The organism is Arabiibacter massiliensis (assembly GCF_902386925.1).
GTDB classification, from domain to species: domain Bacteria; phylum Actinomycetota; class Coriobacteriia; order Coriobacteriales; family Eggerthellaceae; genus Arabiibacter; species Arabiibacter massiliensis.
Genome location: NZ_LR698996.1, coordinates 1,352,551 through 1,368,300, shown reverse-complemented (window position 1 = coordinate 1,368,300; position 15,750 = coordinate 1,352,551). Strand labels below are relative to the sequence as shown.

Annotated in this window: 12 protein-coding genes; 10 read left to right on the top strand and 2 right to left on the bottom strand. The window is 69.0% G+C overall.

Annotated features, from left to right (window positions below):
• Positions 1 to 48 precede the first annotated feature (48 nt).
• The 9 genes from FX134_RS05995 to FX134_RS05955 all read left to right on the top strand — a co-directional run bounded on the left by FX134_RS05995 (position 49) and on the right by FX134_RS05955 (position 13,256).
• Entirely contained in the window at positions 49 to 1,038 is a 990-nt protein-coding gene (locus FX134_RS05995; RefSeq protein WP_080799050.1) for an XdhC family protein, read from the top strand.
• A gap of 79 nt (positions 1,039 to 1,117) precedes the next feature.
• Complete coding sequence (gene purH / locus FX134_RS05990) at positions 1,118 to 2,701, top strand: bifunctional phosphoribosylaminoimidazolecarboxamide formyltransferase/IMP cyclohydrolase (protein ID WP_080799043.1); 1,584 nt, start codon at positions 1,118 to 1,120, stop codon at positions 2,699 to 2,701.
• A gap of 316 nt (positions 2,702 to 3,017) precedes the next feature.
• Positions 3,018 to 3,860 (top strand): J domain-containing protein, encoded by an 843-nt coding sequence (locus tag FX134_RS05985; protein ID WP_080799039.1) that lies wholly within the window; start codon positions 3,018 to 3,020, stop codon positions 3,858 to 3,860.
• Between the two features lie 61 nt (positions 3,861 to 3,921).
• Positions 3,922 to 5,679, top strand: coding sequence for a lysylphosphatidylglycerol synthase transmembrane domain-containing protein (locus FX134_RS05980; RefSeq protein ID WP_080799036.1), 1,758 nt, complete (start codon positions 3,922 to 3,924; stop codon positions 5,677 to 5,679).
• The gene (locus FX134_RS05975; RefSeq protein WP_080799033.1) at positions 5,663 to 6,808 is read left to right on the top strand and encodes an ATP-grasp domain-containing protein; all 1,146 of its coding nucleotides are present in this window, start codon (positions 5,663 to 5,665) and stop codon (positions 6,806 to 6,808) included. The genes FX134_RS05980 and FX134_RS05975 overlap by 17 nt, the downstream gene beginning before the upstream one ends.
• Before the next feature lie 30 nt (positions 6,809 to 6,838).
• Positions 6,839 to 7,882 (top strand): lysylphosphatidylglycerol synthase transmembrane domain-containing protein, encoded by a 1,044-nt coding sequence (locus FX134_RS05970; RefSeq protein WP_080799030.1) that lies wholly within the window; start codon positions 6,839 to 6,841, stop codon positions 7,880 to 7,882.
• A 366-nt stretch (positions 7,883 to 8,248) separates the two neighbouring features.
• Entirely contained in the window at positions 8,249 to 9,745 is a 1,497-nt protein-coding gene (locus FX134_RS05965; protein WP_080799029.1) for an extracellular solute-binding protein, read from the top strand.
• A gap of 71 nt (positions 9,746 to 9,816) precedes the next feature.
• Positions 9,817 to 12,816 carry a GGDEF and EAL domain-containing protein gene (locus tag FX134_RS05960; protein ID WP_232050856.1) on the top strand — a complete coding sequence of 1,000 codons (3,000 nt, stop codon included), beginning with the start codon at positions 9,817 to 9,819 and terminating at the stop codon, positions 12,814 to 12,816.
• A complete protein-coding gene (locus FX134_RS05955; RefSeq protein WP_080799023.1) occupies positions 12,813 to 13,256 on the top strand; it encodes a PaaI family thioesterase in 444 nt (147 codons plus the stop codon). The genes FX134_RS05960 and FX134_RS05955 overlap by 4 nt, the downstream gene beginning before the upstream one ends.
• A 123-nt stretch (positions 13,257 to 13,379) precedes the next feature.
• Here FX134_RS05955 and FX134_RS05950 read toward each other — a convergent pair whose 3' ends face one another.
• The gene (locus FX134_RS05950; protein ID WP_080799020.1) at positions 13,380 to 14,705 is read right to left on the bottom strand and encodes a sensor histidine kinase; all 1,326 of its coding nucleotides are present in this window, start codon (positions 14,703 to 14,705) and stop codon (positions 13,380 to 13,382) included.
• Positions 14,698 to 15,378, bottom strand: coding sequence for a response regulator transcription factor (locus FX134_RS05945; RefSeq protein WP_080799017.1), 681 nt, complete (start codon positions 15,376 to 15,378; stop codon positions 14,698 to 14,700). Before FX134_RS05945 ends, FX134_RS05950 begins: the two co-directional genes overlap by 8 nt.
• A 167-nt stretch (positions 15,379 to 15,545) precedes the next feature.
• On the opposite strand from FX134_RS05945, the gene FX134_RS05940 reads away from it, so the two are divergent.
• The gene (locus FX134_RS05940; RefSeq protein ID WP_080799014.1) at positions 15,546 to 15,749 is read left to right on the top strand and encodes a hypothetical protein; all 204 of its coding nucleotides are present in this window, start codon (positions 15,546 to 15,548) and stop codon (positions 15,747 to 15,749) included.
• The last annotated feature ends 1 nt before the right edge of the window (position 15,750 follow it).

Below are 15,750 nucleotides of genomic sequence, written 5' to 3'. Positions count from 1 at the left end.
AAGGGGACTGTCCCCTTTTATGCCATTTTCCGACTTGAGGAGGGATTCATGGAGAGGGAAACGCTGCAAGGCATCGTCGACGACCTGCGTGCGGGGCGCACCCCGGTGCTCTCGCCCGAGGACTTCCCGTGCTTCTCGGCCGAGGCACTCGAGGGCAACGGGCATGTGGAGCCGTCGTATCTGGGCGTGATAGCCGCGAGCCTGACTGCGGCCGATATCCCCACGTTCGAGCGCGCCCTGCGCGCGATGGACGAGGGCGATCTGGCGTGGCTCGGCTTCAAGATCGTCTACGACGCCGCCGAGGCGCAGGCCAACACCGACAACGAGGTGACGAAGAAGTACGGCGACACGGGCTCCGCCGACGGCGAGCCGCTCGTGTTCTTCTGCAACGACGCGAAGGAGATCTTGGCGTCGCGCCCGTTCAGCCCGCGCGACACGTTCCAGATGAAGGACGCCACGCGCGGCCCCTCGATGCACAACGAGCAGTTCGAGGGCCTCACCTGGCTCTCCGTGCCGCTGTTCGACCAGGTGCACGTGTGGCTCTTGGGCGCGTCGGACGCCGCGAGCGAGGTGGCGGCGCTGGCCGACCACGTGGGCTTCGCGGTCACCGTGGTGGACTACGACCCCGCCTACGTAAGCGAGGCGCGCTTCCCGCGGGCGCGACGCATCGTGCTCGACGGCGGCAACTTCGACGGCCTGGCCGACCTCGCCTGCGCGCCGGAGGACTACGTGTGCGTGCTCACGCGCGGCCACATGTTCGACCCCGAGGGTTGCGTGTGGGCTGCGAAGCACCGCGTGCACTACGTGGGAATGATGGGCTGCGCCGGCAAGAACGACACCGTGCACGACCTCGTGCTGGCGAAGGGCGCCACCGAGGAGGACTGGGCGCGCGTCAAGCGCCCCATCGGCCTGAAGTTCGGCGCGAAGACGCCCGCCGAATTAGCTATCGCTATCGTCGCCGAACTGGTAGACGTGCGCTACCGCCAGCGCTACAGTGAAGAGGCGCGCGAGCGCCACGAGAGGAACCTGGGACGGTAGCCCAGGCGCACTGCCTGTTTCCCGTCGCGGATCGGCGGGTTCACCATAGCAGGACCGAACAGAAAGGATGTAAGACCATATGAGCGATCCTAAGATCAAACGCGTGCTGGTGTCCGTGACGGACAAGACGGGGGTGGCCGATTTCGCGCGCGCCCTCGTGGACGAATTCGGCGCGGAGATCATCTCCACGGGCGGCACCGCCCGCGCCCTCAAGGACGCCGGCGTGCCGGTGACGCCCATCGACGACGTGACGCAGTTCCCCGAGATGATGGACGGCCGCGTGAAGACGCTGCACCCGCGCGTGCACGGCGGCCTCTTGGCCAAGCGCGACAACCCCGACCACATGGCGCAGGCGGCCGAGCACGGCATCGAGATGATCGACATGGTGGTGGTGAACCTCTACGCCTTCGAGAAGACGGTGACCGGCGGCGCCGACTTCGGCACCTGCATCGAGAACATCGACATCGGCGGCCCGTCCATGCTGCGCTCCGCGGCCAAGAACTTCGAGAGCGTGGCCGTGGTCACGCGGCCGGACAGCTACGACGCCATCCTGGCCGAGATGCGCGCGAACGGCGGCACCACCCTGCGCGCCACCCGCGCGAAGCTCGCGCTCGACGTGTTCGAGACCACGGCCAGCTACGACGGCGCCATCGCCGCGTGGATGGCGGGGCAGCTGGCGGGCGACGAGGGCGCCGACGCGGCCAAGTTCCCCGCGCGCCGCACCGTGCGCCTGACGAAGGCCCAGGACCTGCGCTACGGCGAGAACCCGCATCAGGCCGCCGCGTTCTACCGCCGCGACGACTACGCCGACGCCCCCTTCAGCCTGGCGCACGCCAAGCAGCACCAGGGCAAGGAGCTCTCATACAACAACTACCTCGACCTCGACGCCGCTTGGACGGCCGTGCGCGAGTTCGACGAGCCCGCGTGCGTCATCGTGAAGCACCTTACGCCCTGCGGCGTGTGCCAGGACGACGACCTCGTGGCCGCCTACAAGCGCGCCCACGAGTGCGACCCGGTGAGCGCCTACGGCGGCGTCATGGCGTTCAACCGCCCGGTGACGAGCGACGTGGTGGTGGCCATCTTCGACAACAAGCAGTTCGTGGAAGCCATCGTGGCGCCCGAGTTCGCGGGCGACGCGCTGGACATGTACGCCGCCAAGAAGAACGCGCGCCTCTTGTCCACGGGCGGCGTGAACCCGGCCGGCGGCGAGGTGGAGTTCCGCGCTGTCGAGGGCGGTCTGCTGTGCCAGGACTCCGACGCCGTGGCCGAGGACCCCGCGGCGTTCACGGTTCCCACGAAGCGCCAGCCCACCGACGAGGAGATGGCCGAGCTCCTGTTCGCGTGGAAGGTGTGCAAGTCGGTGAAGTCCAACGCCATCACCCTCACGAAGGGCCGCGCCACCGTGGGCGTGGGCGGCGGGCAGCCCAACCGCGTGAACTCCGCGCGCATCGCCGTGGAGCAGGCGGGCGAGAAGGCGAAGGGCGCCGTGGCGGCCTCCGACGCGTTCTTCCCGTTCCGCGACGGCCTCGACGCGCTCGCCGACGCGGGCGTGACGGCCGTCATCGAGCCGGGCGGCTCCATCCGCGACGAGGAAGTGATCGCCGCCGCCGACGAGCACGGCATCGCGCTCGTGTTCACCGGGCATAGGCACTTCCGCCACTAGATACCGCGGCTTCGACGCGCCTTCGGACGGCCTCCCCCGGGAGGCCGTCCGTGTGTTCAGGCTCGTGAGCCCCTCTTGTCATCCTGAGCGAGCGCAGTGCCCCTCTTGTCATCCTGAGCGAGCGAAGCGAGTCGAAGGAACCCGTGCGGCGATAGCTGGAAGACTTCCGGTTGGCACCACACGGGATCCTTCGACTCCGCGCTGACGCGCTCCGCTCAGGATGACAAGGGGCAGGGTTTGTGGATGTTGTTTGACGGGTGGGCAACGGCGGCGGGGGAGGGCGCTCGTGGGCGTTGCCGTCACGTAAAGTGGGGGCATGAAGAAATCCGAAGCGCTCAAACACCTGGGGCTCACCGAGGGCGCGACCGACGACGAGGTCAAACAAGCCCACCGCAAGCTGGTGATCGCGCATCACCCGGACAAGTTCCCGCTCGACTCCCCGGAGCGCGCGGAGGCCGAGGAGTTCACCAAGCGCATCAACGAGGCGCGCGACGTGCTGCTCAACCGCTCGTGGACGCCCGAGTTCGACCCGCGCCGCGACCCGCGCCCCTACGCGGGCAACCCCTACGCGCACCCGGCCGGCGCGCCGCAAGGCGAGTGGGACCCGTTCGCGGGATGGCCGTTCGGCCAGGGCCAGCCCACGACGACGTCCTCCGGCGGGGGCCGCACCACCTATGTGTGGACCTCGTGGGACGGCACGCGCTCGGCCGGCGGCGAGGCGGGCGGCGGCATGCCGTTCGATTTCGACCCGTTCGACCCCTTCGCGCCGTTCCGCGCGACGGCCGCCCCGCAGAAGACGCCGCAGGAGGCGCTCGCCGATGCCACCGCCGACCTCAAGCGCGAGGGCGGCGCCGTGGCGGCGAAGGCGTTTCTGCTCGTGGCTCTCTCGCTTCTGGGCACGCCGGCCACGGGGCTGTTCTTCTACGTGATGGCCTCGGTCGTCTACGGGTTGTGGAAGCGCCTCGGCAGCTGCCTCATCGGGTTCATCATCCCCATCGTGCTCATCGGCGCGCCGTTCGTCTTCATGATCGCGCCCCGGCAGGGGGCGGTCACGGGCGGCCTGGCCGTGGCGTTCCTCATCGCCGTGCTGTTCGACGTGACGAACATCCGCGACCGGGTGCGCGTCCTCCAAGCGGCGCGCGCGGCCGCCGGGCGGTAGCGCGCGCCGCGGTCGTGGTATACTGATCTCTTTCGGGTCAAGGTTCGCGGAAGGGGTCGCTTTGAAGAAAGCGCTGCTGCTGGTCATCGGCATCGTGGCGGTGTGCTTCCTCATCGCGAACGCCGATTACCTGGCCAGCTTCGTCGCGACGCTCAAGACCGGCGCGCTCGTGCCGCTCGTGGTGGCGTGCGTGCTCATGCTGGCGCGCCATCTGGTGCAGGCGGCCTCCTACGACGCGGCCTTCGAGGCCGTGGGGCATAAGACGGGCTTCTGGCACAACGTCATCCTCATCTTCTCGCTCGTGTTCATCAACACGTTCTGCCTGTTCAGCGGCGCGACCGGCGTTGCCTTCATCATCGACGACGCGCACCGGCGCGGCTGCGACGCGGGCCAGTCCACCTCCGGCGCCATCCTCTCGCAGATCGGCTACTTCGCGGCCATCCTCGTGATCTCGGTCATCGGCTTCGTCACCATGCTCGTGTCGGGCTCCATGAACGCGCTCTTCCTCGTGGGCGGCCTCGCGCTCGCCGTGGTGCTCGCGGTGCTCTCCAGCATGTTCGTGGCGGGATACCGCCGTCCGCGCATCCTGTTCCGCGTGTTCATAGGCGTGGAATCGCTCATCAACAAGGCGCTCGGCCTGCTGAAGAAGCACCTCAAGCCCGCTTGGGGCCGCAAGATGGCGTCGTCGTTCATATCCTCGGCGTCCATCCTGGCGAAGAACCCGCAGGGCACGCTGGTCACGGTGGCCTACGCGTCGTTCTCGGCCATCCTCAACATGGCGTGCCTCGTGGCCATCGGCTACGCGTTCGGCTTCGACAACGTGGCCGCGCTCGTGGCGGCGTTCGCGGTGGCGGCCATCTCGGTGATACTCAGCCCCACGCCGCAGGGCGTGGGCGTGGTGGAGGCGGCCATCGCGGCCATCCTCACGGCGCACGGCTGCTCGCTGGCCACGGCCACGGCCATCGCGCTGGTGTACCGCGGCATCATGTTCTGGATGCCGTTCTGCATCGGCGCCGTGCTGCTGTCCCAGTCGGGCTTCTTCGCCGAGAAGAAGGACCCTTCCGAGGAGAAGCGCGCGAAGGACATGGGGTGGCTCTCCGGCACGCTCGTGCTCGTCATCGGCCTGGTCAACCTGGGCCTCGCGCTCATCCCGCAGTCGTTCGAGCCGTTCACCGTGCTCACCGAGTGGGTGAACATGGGCGGCGTGCTCATCGGTCCGGCGCTCGTGGCGGGCAGCGTCGTGCTCGTGGTGCTGGCGGTGGGCCTCATCCTGCGCCTGCGCACCGCGTGGGCGCTCACGCTGGGCGCGCTCGTATTGCTGGCCGGCGCGGAGTTCCTCTACGTGAACACCTGGCAGGTGGCCATGGCGGCCGTCGCGCTGGTGGCGTGGCTGTTCTGGAAGCGCGCCGCATTCGACCGGCCCCTCGTGCCCCAGGAGGACGCGCCGCGCCTCGTGCGCGAGTTCCGCGAGAACGTCGCGCGGTTCCGCGCGTGGAGGGGGGCGCGCCGGGCGGCGGCGTCCGAGGGCGGGAAAGCCCCGGTGGCCGAGCGCATGCGGGAGACGGGGGAGCGCCTGCGCGATGCGGCCGTGGCCACGGTCCTCGAGCCCGAGGGAAGCCCCGCAGAGCGCGTGCGCAGGAAAACGGGTTGGGAACGGAGGGCTGAAGAAGGCGCGGAGATCGGCCGCGCCGCCCAGCTTGACGCTATACTGGCTTTCGGCGACGACGCCGCCCTCGCGTCCGCGGCAGCGGGCGCTACCGGCGTTTCCGGCGCCGACATCGCATCGAAGGAGGATCCACGACATGATAGTGCTCGATGAGCCGTACGCTTCCGAACCGCTCGCGCAGTGGCTCGAGGAGTCGCAGCATCCGGTGCTCGACAACGGCTTCGCCCGCACGGTGGCGCCCGGCAAGCTGAACCTGGTGGCGCCCGAGGAGGCCGTCCGCCGCATCGACGGCGGCGAGCGCGTGTACACGAACTCGGAGAACGCGCTTTCGTGGATCGCGGACAACGTGGGCAACGAGTCCCTCGTGCGCGCCATCGGCCTGTTCAAGGACAAGGCCGCCATGCGCCGCGCGCTCTCCTCGCTCGATCCGGAGCTGTTCTTCAAGACGTGCTCGGTGGACGAGCTGTTCAAGCTGGATTTCTCGCAGCTGGAGGCCCCGTTCGTGCTCAAGCCCTCCGTGGGCTTCTGCAGCATGGGCGTCTACGCGATCCAGGACCGCGACGATTGGGAGCGCGCGCTCGCCGACATCCAGAAGAACGCCTCAACCTGGCACGACATGTACCCGGAAAGCGTGATCGGCGCGGGCTCGTTCATCTTGGAGGGCTACATCACGGGCACCGAGTACGCGCTGGACGCCTACTTCGACGAAGCGGGCCGCGCGCGCATCCTCAACGTGCTGCGCCACGACTTCGCCTCGCCCGAGGACACCTCCGACCGCATGTACGTGACGAGCGCCCCCATCGTGCGCGAGACGTCGCCGCTGTTCACCGCCTGGCTCGACCGCGTGAACGCGCTCGTGGGCGCGCGCAACTTCCCCGTGCACGTGGAGGTGCGCGTGGAGGACGGGCACGTGAGCCCCATCGAGTTCAACCCGCTGCGCTTCGCGGGCCTCGGCGGCACCGATGTCAGCTGGTACGGCTACGGCTACCGCACCTACCAGGCGTTCCTCGAGGACGACGCGCCCGACTTCGACGCGGCGTTCGCCGGCAAGGACGACAAGGTGTACACGATGTCGCTTCTGAACCCGCCGGCGTCGGCCACGGGGGAGGAGGCCTTCGACTACGACGCGTTCGCCGAGCGGTTCACCAACGTGCTGGAGCTGCGGCGCTTCGACGTGAACCGCGTGGGCAACTACGGGTTCCTGTTCCTCGAAACCGATGCTGATTCGGCCGGCGAGCTGGACTTCCTCATGAGATCCGACCTCGAGGAGTTCCTCCGCTAGGCGGGGGGACGCGATCGGCGGGGCGACGACGTGAAGCTCAATATCAGAAACCTGCTCATCGGGCTCGTCATCGTCATCGTGCTGGCGGTGGTGCTGCTGCGCGGCGACCAGCTGGTGGAGCTGGCGGAGACCATCAAGAAGGGCTCCATCGTGCCGCTCGTGGCCGCGGTGCTCACGCAGCTGGGCAAGTACTTCGCGCAGAGCTTCGCGTATTCCTACGCCTTCGAGGCCGTGGACGAGCACATGAGCCCGCGGAGCACGTTGCCGCTGGTGTTCGGCACGTTCTTCGTGAACACCATCGCGCCCTCGCTCAACCTGGCGGGCACGACGCTGGTGGTGGACGACGCGCGCCGCCGCGGCATCGCTCCGGGAAAGGCCACGTCGGCGGCGCTGCTCATGCAGATAACCATCGATTCGGGCTTCGCCACCATCATGCTGGTGGCCTTCGCCATCCTGGCGCTCACGGTGGGGCTCTCGCCGCTGTGGTTCTTGCTGGGGCTGCTGGTGATCGCGCTGGTGGGTGCCATGGTGACCATCCTCGTGCTGGGCCGCAAGCGCCCGGCGCTGGTGCTGCGCCTCCTGCGTCCCGTCGAGCGGCTGGTGGACCGCGTGCTGACGCGCTTCAAGAAGAAGCCGCTCGACCCGTGGGTGGAGCGCGTGGTGTGCTCGTTCTCCGACGCTGCCGGCCTCATCGCGCGCAACCCCAAGACCACGGCGAAGGCGTTCGGCTGCTCCATCGGGGCCAGCGCGTGCGAGCTCGCGTGCTTCTCCCTGGTGGGCGTCGGCTTCGGCGTGAACCATCCCGAGGCGCTCATCTGCGGGTACGTGGTGGCCACGCTGTTCGCCATGATCTCCATCACGCCGCAGGGCGTGGGCGTGGTGGAGGCCGCCGTGGTGGTGGCGTTCACGTCGTTCGGCGAATCGGCCGCCGCGGGCCTGTCCATCGCGCTCGTGTACCGCGGCATCGTGTTCTGGATGCCGTTCCTCATCGGCGCCATCCTCATCCAGACCACCAAGACCTTCAAGCGCGGCGCCAAGCAAGCCGTCCGCACCTCCGACAAGCGCAAGCGCTGAGGGGCGTGACGAAGGGCGCCGTCCGCACCTCCGACAAGCGCAAGCGCTGAGGGGCGTGACGAAGGGCGTGACAGGGGGGGGGCGGTGACAGGGGGACGGTTCTCTTGACACCGGGTTCGGGTGTCAAGAGAACCGTCCCCCTGTCACGCCCCCCTGTCACGCCCGTCCCTTCGTCACGCCAACTTTGGTGTCCTTGCGGTGTGCAGGGTGCGCGTTACCGTGCTCCAACTGCGCTTTCGTGGGCGCTCGTTCGCTTCTAATTCTGTTCGATCGCCGGATCGCGGCATGGTATTCTTGACGCTGCACTAGAATAGACGGATGCAGTCCACAGGTGCTGTGCGCGCTTGCGCGCGGATAGGGGGGATCATGCGCTCACGTGGTTCGAGGACGGTTCGGCTCCTTGCGGCGCTCGCCTGCGCGGGCGCGCTCCTGTGCGCGGGCTGCGCGTCCGGCGCTCCCGCCTCGCCCGAGCCCGAGGACGTCGATGCGGCGTCCCTGCTCGATCCGGGCGATCCGGTGCAGGTGGAGCTGTGGACGTACTACAACGGCGCGCAGCAACAGGCTTTCGAGTCGCTGGTCAAGGAGTTCAACGAGACGCGCGGCAAGGACGTGGGCGTGGTGGCCACGCACGCGAGCCAGGGCGGCGTGGAGGATCTGGCCGCCGCCGTCACGGACGCGGCCGAGGGCCGGGTGGGGGCTTCCGCCATGCCCGACGCGTTCCTCTCCTACGCCGACACGGCCTACGCCCTGGACAACATGGGCAAGGTGGCCGACCTTTCCGGCTACCTTTCCGACGAGGAGAAATCGCAGTTCGTAGAAAGCTTCCTTGCCGAGGGCGACCTGGCGGGCGACGGCTCGCTCAAGGTGTTTCCCGTGTGCAAGTCCACCGAGACGTTGCAGATCAACCTGACCGATTGGCAGAAGTTCGCCGAGGCCACGGGCGCGACCCTTGACGACCTGGCCACGGTCGAGGGCGTCACGCGCACGGCCCAGCGCTACTACGAGTGGACCGACGCCGCCACCCCCGAGCCCGGCGACGGCCGGCCCTTCTTCGGTCGCGACGCGCTGGCGAACTATCTGGTGTGCGGGTCGCGCCAGCTGGGCCACGACATCCTGAACGTGCAGGACGGCTCGTGCGCCATCGAGCTGGACCGGGCCACCATGCGGGCGCTCTGGGACAACTACTACGTGCCGCTGGTGCAGGGCTGGTTCTCCGCCGAGGGCCGCTTCCGCTCCGACGCCGTGAAGACGGGCGGCCTCGTGTGCTACGCGGGCTCCTCCACGTCGGTGGTGTACTTCCCGCAGGACGTGACGGTGGACGACGCCACGAGCTACCCCATCGAGTTCGGGTCGCTTCCCTCGCCGGTGTTCGAAGGGGGCGTGGCCTGCTCGCCGCAGCAGGGCGCGGGCTTCGTGGTGGCGAAGGCGGACGCCAAGACCGAGGCCGCGTGCGTGGAGTTCCTCAAATGGTTCACCGACGGCGAGCGCAACGTCTCGTTCTCGGTGGCGGCCGGGTACCTGCCGGTGAAGAAGGACCTGCTGGAGCGCGGCCGCATCGAGGAGCTGGCGGCCGACGTGCCCAACGCCCCGGTGAACTACCTGACGGGGCTGCCGGCGGCGCTCGACACCGTGAACGCCGGCGTGTACGCCACGGCGCCGTTCGCGGGCGGCGTGGAGGCGCGCGCCGTGCTGGAGCACAACCTGGCCGACAAGGCGAGTGCCGACGTCGCCGCCATCGAGGAGGCCATGGCGGGCGGGACTGTCCGCGCCGAGGCCGCGGCGGCGTACCTTGCCGACGAGAACTTCGACGCGTGGCTCGCCGACATGGGCGAGCAGTTGGAAGCGGCCACGAAGCAGGGCTGAAGGGGGCGAGGAGGCGGCGCGCAGCCGAAACGATGGTGCGGGGCAGACACAGAGCGGGGAAGAAGAAGGGCTTGACGTTTCGGGTCCTGGTAGCCGTGCCGTTCTGCATCGCCATCGCCCTGCAGGGGCTCGTCTGCCTGAGCGTGCTCTCGGCCAGCCAGACCACCTCGCAGATCGACGCCGTGGCCTACGACCTGTTCGCCGAGCGCGTGTCCAGCCATGCCGGCGCCCTTGAGAGCGACATGGTGTTCCGCTGGTCGGATTTCGACGCCGTGGCCAACGACGTGAGCGCCTCCATCGGCGACGTGCTGGCCCGCGAAGGGGCGGGGCCCGCCGACCTCGTGCCGGGGTCGGACGCGTCCCTGGCCGTCATCGAATCGGTGGAGGAGCGGCTCATCGAGTTCTCCCGGCGCACCGAGGTGGACGGGGTGTACGTGCTGTTGGCGGGCGCGGAGGAGGAGGGCGACGCCCTCGCGGGCCTGTACGTGCGCGACTCGAACCCCAAGGTGGACGTCGCGAACCGCTCCGACCTGCTGCTGTCGGTGTGCCCGCTCAGCGTGGGCAAGCGGCTGGATATCGCGCTCGACACGGGCTGGTCGGCCACGTTCCCGCTCGCGCCCGAAGGCGATGCGCGCAGCGACTTCTATTACCGGCCGCTGCGCGCCGCCGAGCAGCATCCCGATGCGCGCAGCGTCGATTTGGGCTATTGGGGCCGGCCGGTGGACCTGGGGTGGACCGGCACGTCGTCCATCACCTACAGCGTGCCTCTGCGCGGCGACAGGGGAAACCTGTGCGGCGTGTTCGGCATCGAGGTGCGGCTCGACCGCGTGACCGCGTTTCTGCCCTACCGCGACCTGGACGGCAACGGCTCCTACGTGCTCGCGGTGGAGGATGCGAGCGAGGCCGCGGGCGAAGGGGGCGGGCGCGTCTTCGAGGCGCTGGCCACCACGGGCGCCCTGCAGAGCCTCTACATCGACGAGGGGACGCTCGCGCTGGGATCGGGCGTCCACGGCGCCTTCACGGCCATGCCGCTGGATACGGAGGAGAACCCGCACGCCGCCATCGTGGCGGCGACGGACCTCAAGCTCTACGACGAGACGTCGCCCTTCGCGTCCGAGCAGTGGGCGGTTCTGGGCATGGAGAGCGAGGACACGCTGTTCTCGGCCTCCTATCAGCTGGAACGCAACCTTCTGGGCGTGTACGGGGCGTCGCTTGCCATCGGCGTGGTCATCGCGGTGCTGATAGCCTGGGCGTCGTCGTCGCGCCTGCGCTCGCTCATGCGCGAGGTGCGCGCCGCCAAGCCCGAGCAGCCCATCTCGTTCGACCGCACGGGCATCGTGGAGATCGACGAGCTGTCCGACGCCATCCAGATGCTGGGCTCGGAGGTGGCCGTGGCCGCGTCGCGCCTCTCGCAGATACTGCGGCTGTCCGACCGCTCGATCGCCGCGTTCGAGAACAACCGCGACACCGACGAGGTGTCCTATACCGCCGGCTTCTTCGACACGCTGGGCGGCGTGCTGCCGGCTGGCGCCGCAGACGCGGGCACCAGCGAGGCGCCGGGCGAGGTGGGCGGCTCCCTGGACATCCGCGAGTTCCGCCGCCTACTGGAGCCGCTTGCGCCGTACGCGCAGAAGGAGGCCGAGGGACGCTGGATCGTGTCCGATGCCGAGGGGCGGCGCTGGGTGCGCTTCGTGGCCGTGGCCAACGCCGACGGCGAGCGGGTGTACGGCCTGGTGGAGGACGTGACCGACGAGATTACCACGCGCCTGCGCCTGGAGCACGAGCGCGACCACGACGTGCTCACCGGCCTGTTGAACCGCCGGGCGTTCGAGGAGGCCGTCTGCGGGCGCCTCGCGCAGAACCCGCCGGCGTTCGCAGCCATGCTGATGATGGACCTGGACAACCTCAAGTACATCAACGACACCTACGGCCACGACTGGGGCGACCACTACATCCAGGCCGCCGCGCAGGTGATCGAGCGCACGTTCACGGGAAGGGGCTGCTTCGCGCGCATCTCGGGCGACGAGTTCCTCGTGTTCGTGGACGGGTACGCAAGCGCGCAGGAGGCCTGGCCGCTGTTCGACGAGTTCATGCGGGCGCTCGACGCGAGCGTGCTCGAGGCCCCCGACGGCTCGGTGCTGAAGGTGCGCGCGTCGGCCGGCGTGGCGCTCTACCCCGGGGACGCCGGCGACTTCGCCCACCTGCGCGAATACGCCGACTTCGCCATGTACGAGGCCAAGAGCCGCCGCAAGGGCGCGCTGCTGCGCTTCGATAGGCAGAGCCACGAGGAGAAGGCGTTCATCCTGAACACCAAGGAGGACCTGAACCGCCTGCTTGACGACGGCCTGGTGGAATACCACTTCCAGCCCATCGTGGACGCGCGCACGGGCGAGGTGGCGGCCTTCGAGGCGCTTATGCGCTCGCAGGTGGCCAGCATCCCCACGCCCGACCGCATCCTCACGCTGGCGCGGTCGCAGTCCAAGCTCTACCGGGTGGAGCACCTCACGTTCTTCGGCGCGCTGCAGGCGTTCTCGCGCCACGCGGAGGGCCTCGACGCCGTGCTGTTCGTGAACAGCATCGCCACGCAGCGGCTGTCCCCCGACGACGAGCAGCGGCTGCGCTCGTGCTATGGCAACCTGCTGAAACGGCTGGTCATCGAGATAACGGAGAGCGACTACAGCCGCGAGATGGCCGTGTACAAGGAGGCGCTCGCGCACCGGTTCGGGGCGCGGCTGGCCATCGACGACTTCGGCAGCGGAAGCAACGGCGAGACGTCGCTTCTGGACTACCACGTGGACTTCGTGAAGCTGGACATGGGCATCGTCCGCGATATCGACACGGCGGTGGACCATCAGGACATCGCGCGCAACCTGGTGGGATACGCGCACGACCGCGGCATCCGCGTGGTGGCCGAGGGCGTGGAGACCGAAGCCGAGCTGGCCGCCGTGGTAAAGCTGGGCGTGGACTACGTGCAGGGGTTCCTGTGCGGCCGCCCCGCGCCCGAGCCGAGCGACATCCCCGACGACGTGAAGCGCCTCATTCGATCGTTTTCGGAAAGGAGCGGCGCGTGACGTTCGCAGACGCACTGGGGATACGGGTCGAATCGGCCGACGAGCAGCGCGTGGAGGCCGTGATGCCCATCACGCCGGAGGTGCTCCAGCCCTTCGGCTTCGTGCACGGCGGGGCCACCATCGCGCTTCTGGAGACGGCGGCCAGCATCGGCGCCGAGCTGCGCGCGAACCTCGACGAGGAGCGCCCGTTCGGCGTGGACGTGCACGTGCGGCACCGCAAGAGCGGTCGCGCGGGCACGTTGCGCGGCGTGGCCGAGCTCGACCGCGAGGAGCCGTCGCGCGCGGCGGGCATGAAGCAGTTCTGGCGCGTGGCCGCCTACGACGACGCGGGCGACGTGGTGTCGGAAGGCGAGGTGGTGACGAAGATCGTGAGCCTGGACTACCTGGCCCGGAAGAACCGCGAGCGCGCAACCGCGAAGGAGCTCCCCCTGTCATCCTGAGCGGAGCGCGAAGCGCGAAGTCGAAGGATCCCGTGCGGCGTCAGCGGGAAGCGTCACGGCTGGCGCCGCACGGGATCCTTCGACTCGCTACGCTCGCTCAGGATGACAGGGGGCTGCGCTCGCTCAGGATGGCAGCGGACGCAGCGTGACGACGGCCACGGTGCCGCGGGGCTCGTTGGCCTTGAGCATGATGGTGCCGCCGTGCGCCTCCACGATGCCCTTCGCGAGCGAAAGCCCCAGGCCGTGGCCGCCGGTTTCCCGCGAGCGGGCCTTGTCGGCGCGGTAGAAGCGCTCGAAGACGCGCTCGCACTCTGCGGGGTCGATGCCGCAGCCGATGTCGGCAACCTCGATGATGCAACGCGCCCCCTCGGCCCGCGTCGACAGGCGCACCTCGTCGCCGGCCTCGGTGTACTTGAGCGCGTTGTCCAGAAGGATGCCCAGCAGCTGGCGCAGCTTGTCGGCATCGGCCTGGACGGTGCCGTCGAAGGCCGCTTCCGCATGCAGGCGCTTGCCCTGCGCCTCGGCGAGATCCCGGTAGGCGTCGGCCATGTCGCGCACGAGCGCATCCACGTCCACCGCGCCGAGGGCCGGTTCCGCGCGCCCCGCGTCGTCGAGCGAGAGCGCCATGAGGTCGTCCACCAGTCGCGAGAGGCGCTTCGTCTCCGTCGTGATGACGTTCACGTCCTCGAACCGGTCCACGATGCGCTCGCCCGGATGGTCCAGCAGGAGCTCGCCGGTTGCCTGGATGACGGCGAGCGGCGTGCGCAGCTCGTGCGAGGCGTTCTGCACGAATTCCGTCTGGGCCTGCCAGTTCGCCACGATGGGCTTGAGCATGCGCCGCGACAGCAGATAGCTGGCTGCCGCCGACGCCGCCACGGCTACGGCCAGGTAGATGACGAGCGTGCGCGTGAAGCCGTCCAGGATGGCCAGCTCGGCGTCCACGTTCACGAGCGCCTGCATGAAGGCGGCGCCCCCGTCCTCGCCGCTGGCGTAGGCGATGGTGCGGTAGGTGTGCCCGCCCGCTGACGTCTGGCGGATGTTCCCCAGGTCGTTCGCGTCGAAGGGCAGCTCGGCCAGGTACGCCGGATAGCGCTCGTAGAGGCCCACCGTGTCCACCAGCGCCCCGTCCTCGTCGCGCAGAAGCGTGATGATCTGCGGGTTGGCCTCCACGATGTCCTGCTGCGCGATGGTGACGGTGAGCGACGCCGCGTCCTCGGCACCGCCGGGATCGGGATCGCCGTCCACGCTGCTGCTGGCGGGCTTGTCCGCCGTCACGGAGCCGCCTCCCGCCTGTAGCTCCCGCAGGCTTGCGTCGGCTGTGCGGTAGATGCTCGCGCTCACCATGGAGTAGATGCCCGCGCCCAGAAGCGAGAACAGCAGCGCGAACACCACGAACAGGAGCGCGGTCTGCCGGGCCAGCTCGCGGCGGATGAGCGTCCGCTCAGACATGGTCGTCCTCGCCGAACAGGTAGCCCGCTCCGCGGATGGTGCGCAGGTAGCGGTCGTATCCCGAAGGCGCCAGCGCCTTGCGCAGCGCGCTCACGTACACCTCCACGACGTTGGAGGACGTGTCGGAGAGGAATCCCCACACCTTGTCGAACAGCTGGTCCTTCGACACGAGGCCGCCCTCATGGCCCACCAGGTACTCGAGGATGTCGTACTGCTTTCCTTTGAGGGGCACCGGCTCACCCGCGATCTCGGCCCGCTTCGTCTGCGTGTGCAGCACGAGGTCCTTGAACGCGATGGTGCGCACGTCGCGGCGGCCCGTCGCGCGGCGCAGGATGGCCTCGATGCGCGCCGTCAGCTCGTCGCGGTCGAAGGGCTTGGGAAGGTAGTCGTCGGCGCCCGCGCGCAGGCCGCGCAGCTTGTCGGCCGTCGCGCTCTTGGCGGTGAGCATGAGCACCGGCGTGTCCACGCCGCGCTCCCGCAGCTCCTCCAGAACGGAGAATCCGTCGCGTTCGGGCAGCATCACGTCGAGCACCACCAGGTCGTACACATCCTGCGCGGCGTAGAACAGGCCCTCCTCGCCGTCGAAGGCCTGGTCGATGTCGTAGGCGCCCTCCAAGCTGCGGGCCAGGGCGTTCGAAAGGGGCCGGTTGTCCTCCACTATCAGCAGTTTCACGGATCCCTCCTTCGTTCTGGCCCATTCTAGCACGCCCAACCTGAACGTTCCCTGAAACGGCTGTGCCGCAGGCGGCCGCGCATTCCGCGTCGTGTCGGTTCAGGAAGTTTTAAGGCGACCTTCGCTAGACTGCCCCGCAGACGGTATCCGGAAGAACGGAGGACTACATGAAGTCGAAGGGGTTCAAAGTGCTGGTGGCAGTGCTGATCGCGGCGATCATCGTGCTGGCCGGGCTGCTCGTGCTCAAGAACGTGCAGGAGCAGCAGGGCCTGGTGGGCACCGCGAAGACGGACCAGCAGGACGGCGCGGCGGGCGACGTCATCGTCGTGCCCGCCGAATCCGTTACGATATCGGGCGTGGAAGGGGAATGAC

What these genes read in the sequence shown, in the direction of transcription:
- FX134_RS05950 (WP_080799020.1), bottom strand. Translation starts at nt 14,705, where the DNA reads ATGTCTGAGCGGACGCTCATCCGCCGCGAGCTGGCCCGGCAGACCGCG.
- FX134_RS05975 (WP_080799033.1), top strand. Translation starts at nt 5,663, where the DNA reads ATGATAGTGCTCGATGAGCCGTACGCTTCCGAACCGCTCGCGCAGTGG.
- FX134_RS05985 (WP_080799039.1), top strand. Translation starts at nt 3,018, where the DNA reads ATGAAGAAATCCGAAGCGCTCAAACACCTGGGGCTCACCGAGGGCGCG.
- FX134_RS05940 (WP_080799014.1), top strand. Translation starts at nt 15,546, where the DNA reads ATGAAGTCGAAGGGGTTCAAAGTGCTGGTGGCAGTGCTGATCGCGGCG.
- purH (WP_080799043.1), top strand. Translation starts at nt 1,118, where the DNA reads ATGAGCGATCCTAAGATCAAACGCGTGCTGGTGTCCGTGACGGACAAG.
- FX134_RS05965 (WP_080799029.1), top strand. Translation starts at nt 8,249, where the DNA reads ATGCGCTCACGTGGTTCGAGGACGGTTCGGCTCCTTGCGGCGCTCGCC.
- FX134_RS05995 (WP_080799050.1), top strand. Translation starts at nt 49, where the DNA reads ATGGAGAGGGAAACGCTGCAAGGCATCGTCGACGACCTGCGTGCGGGG.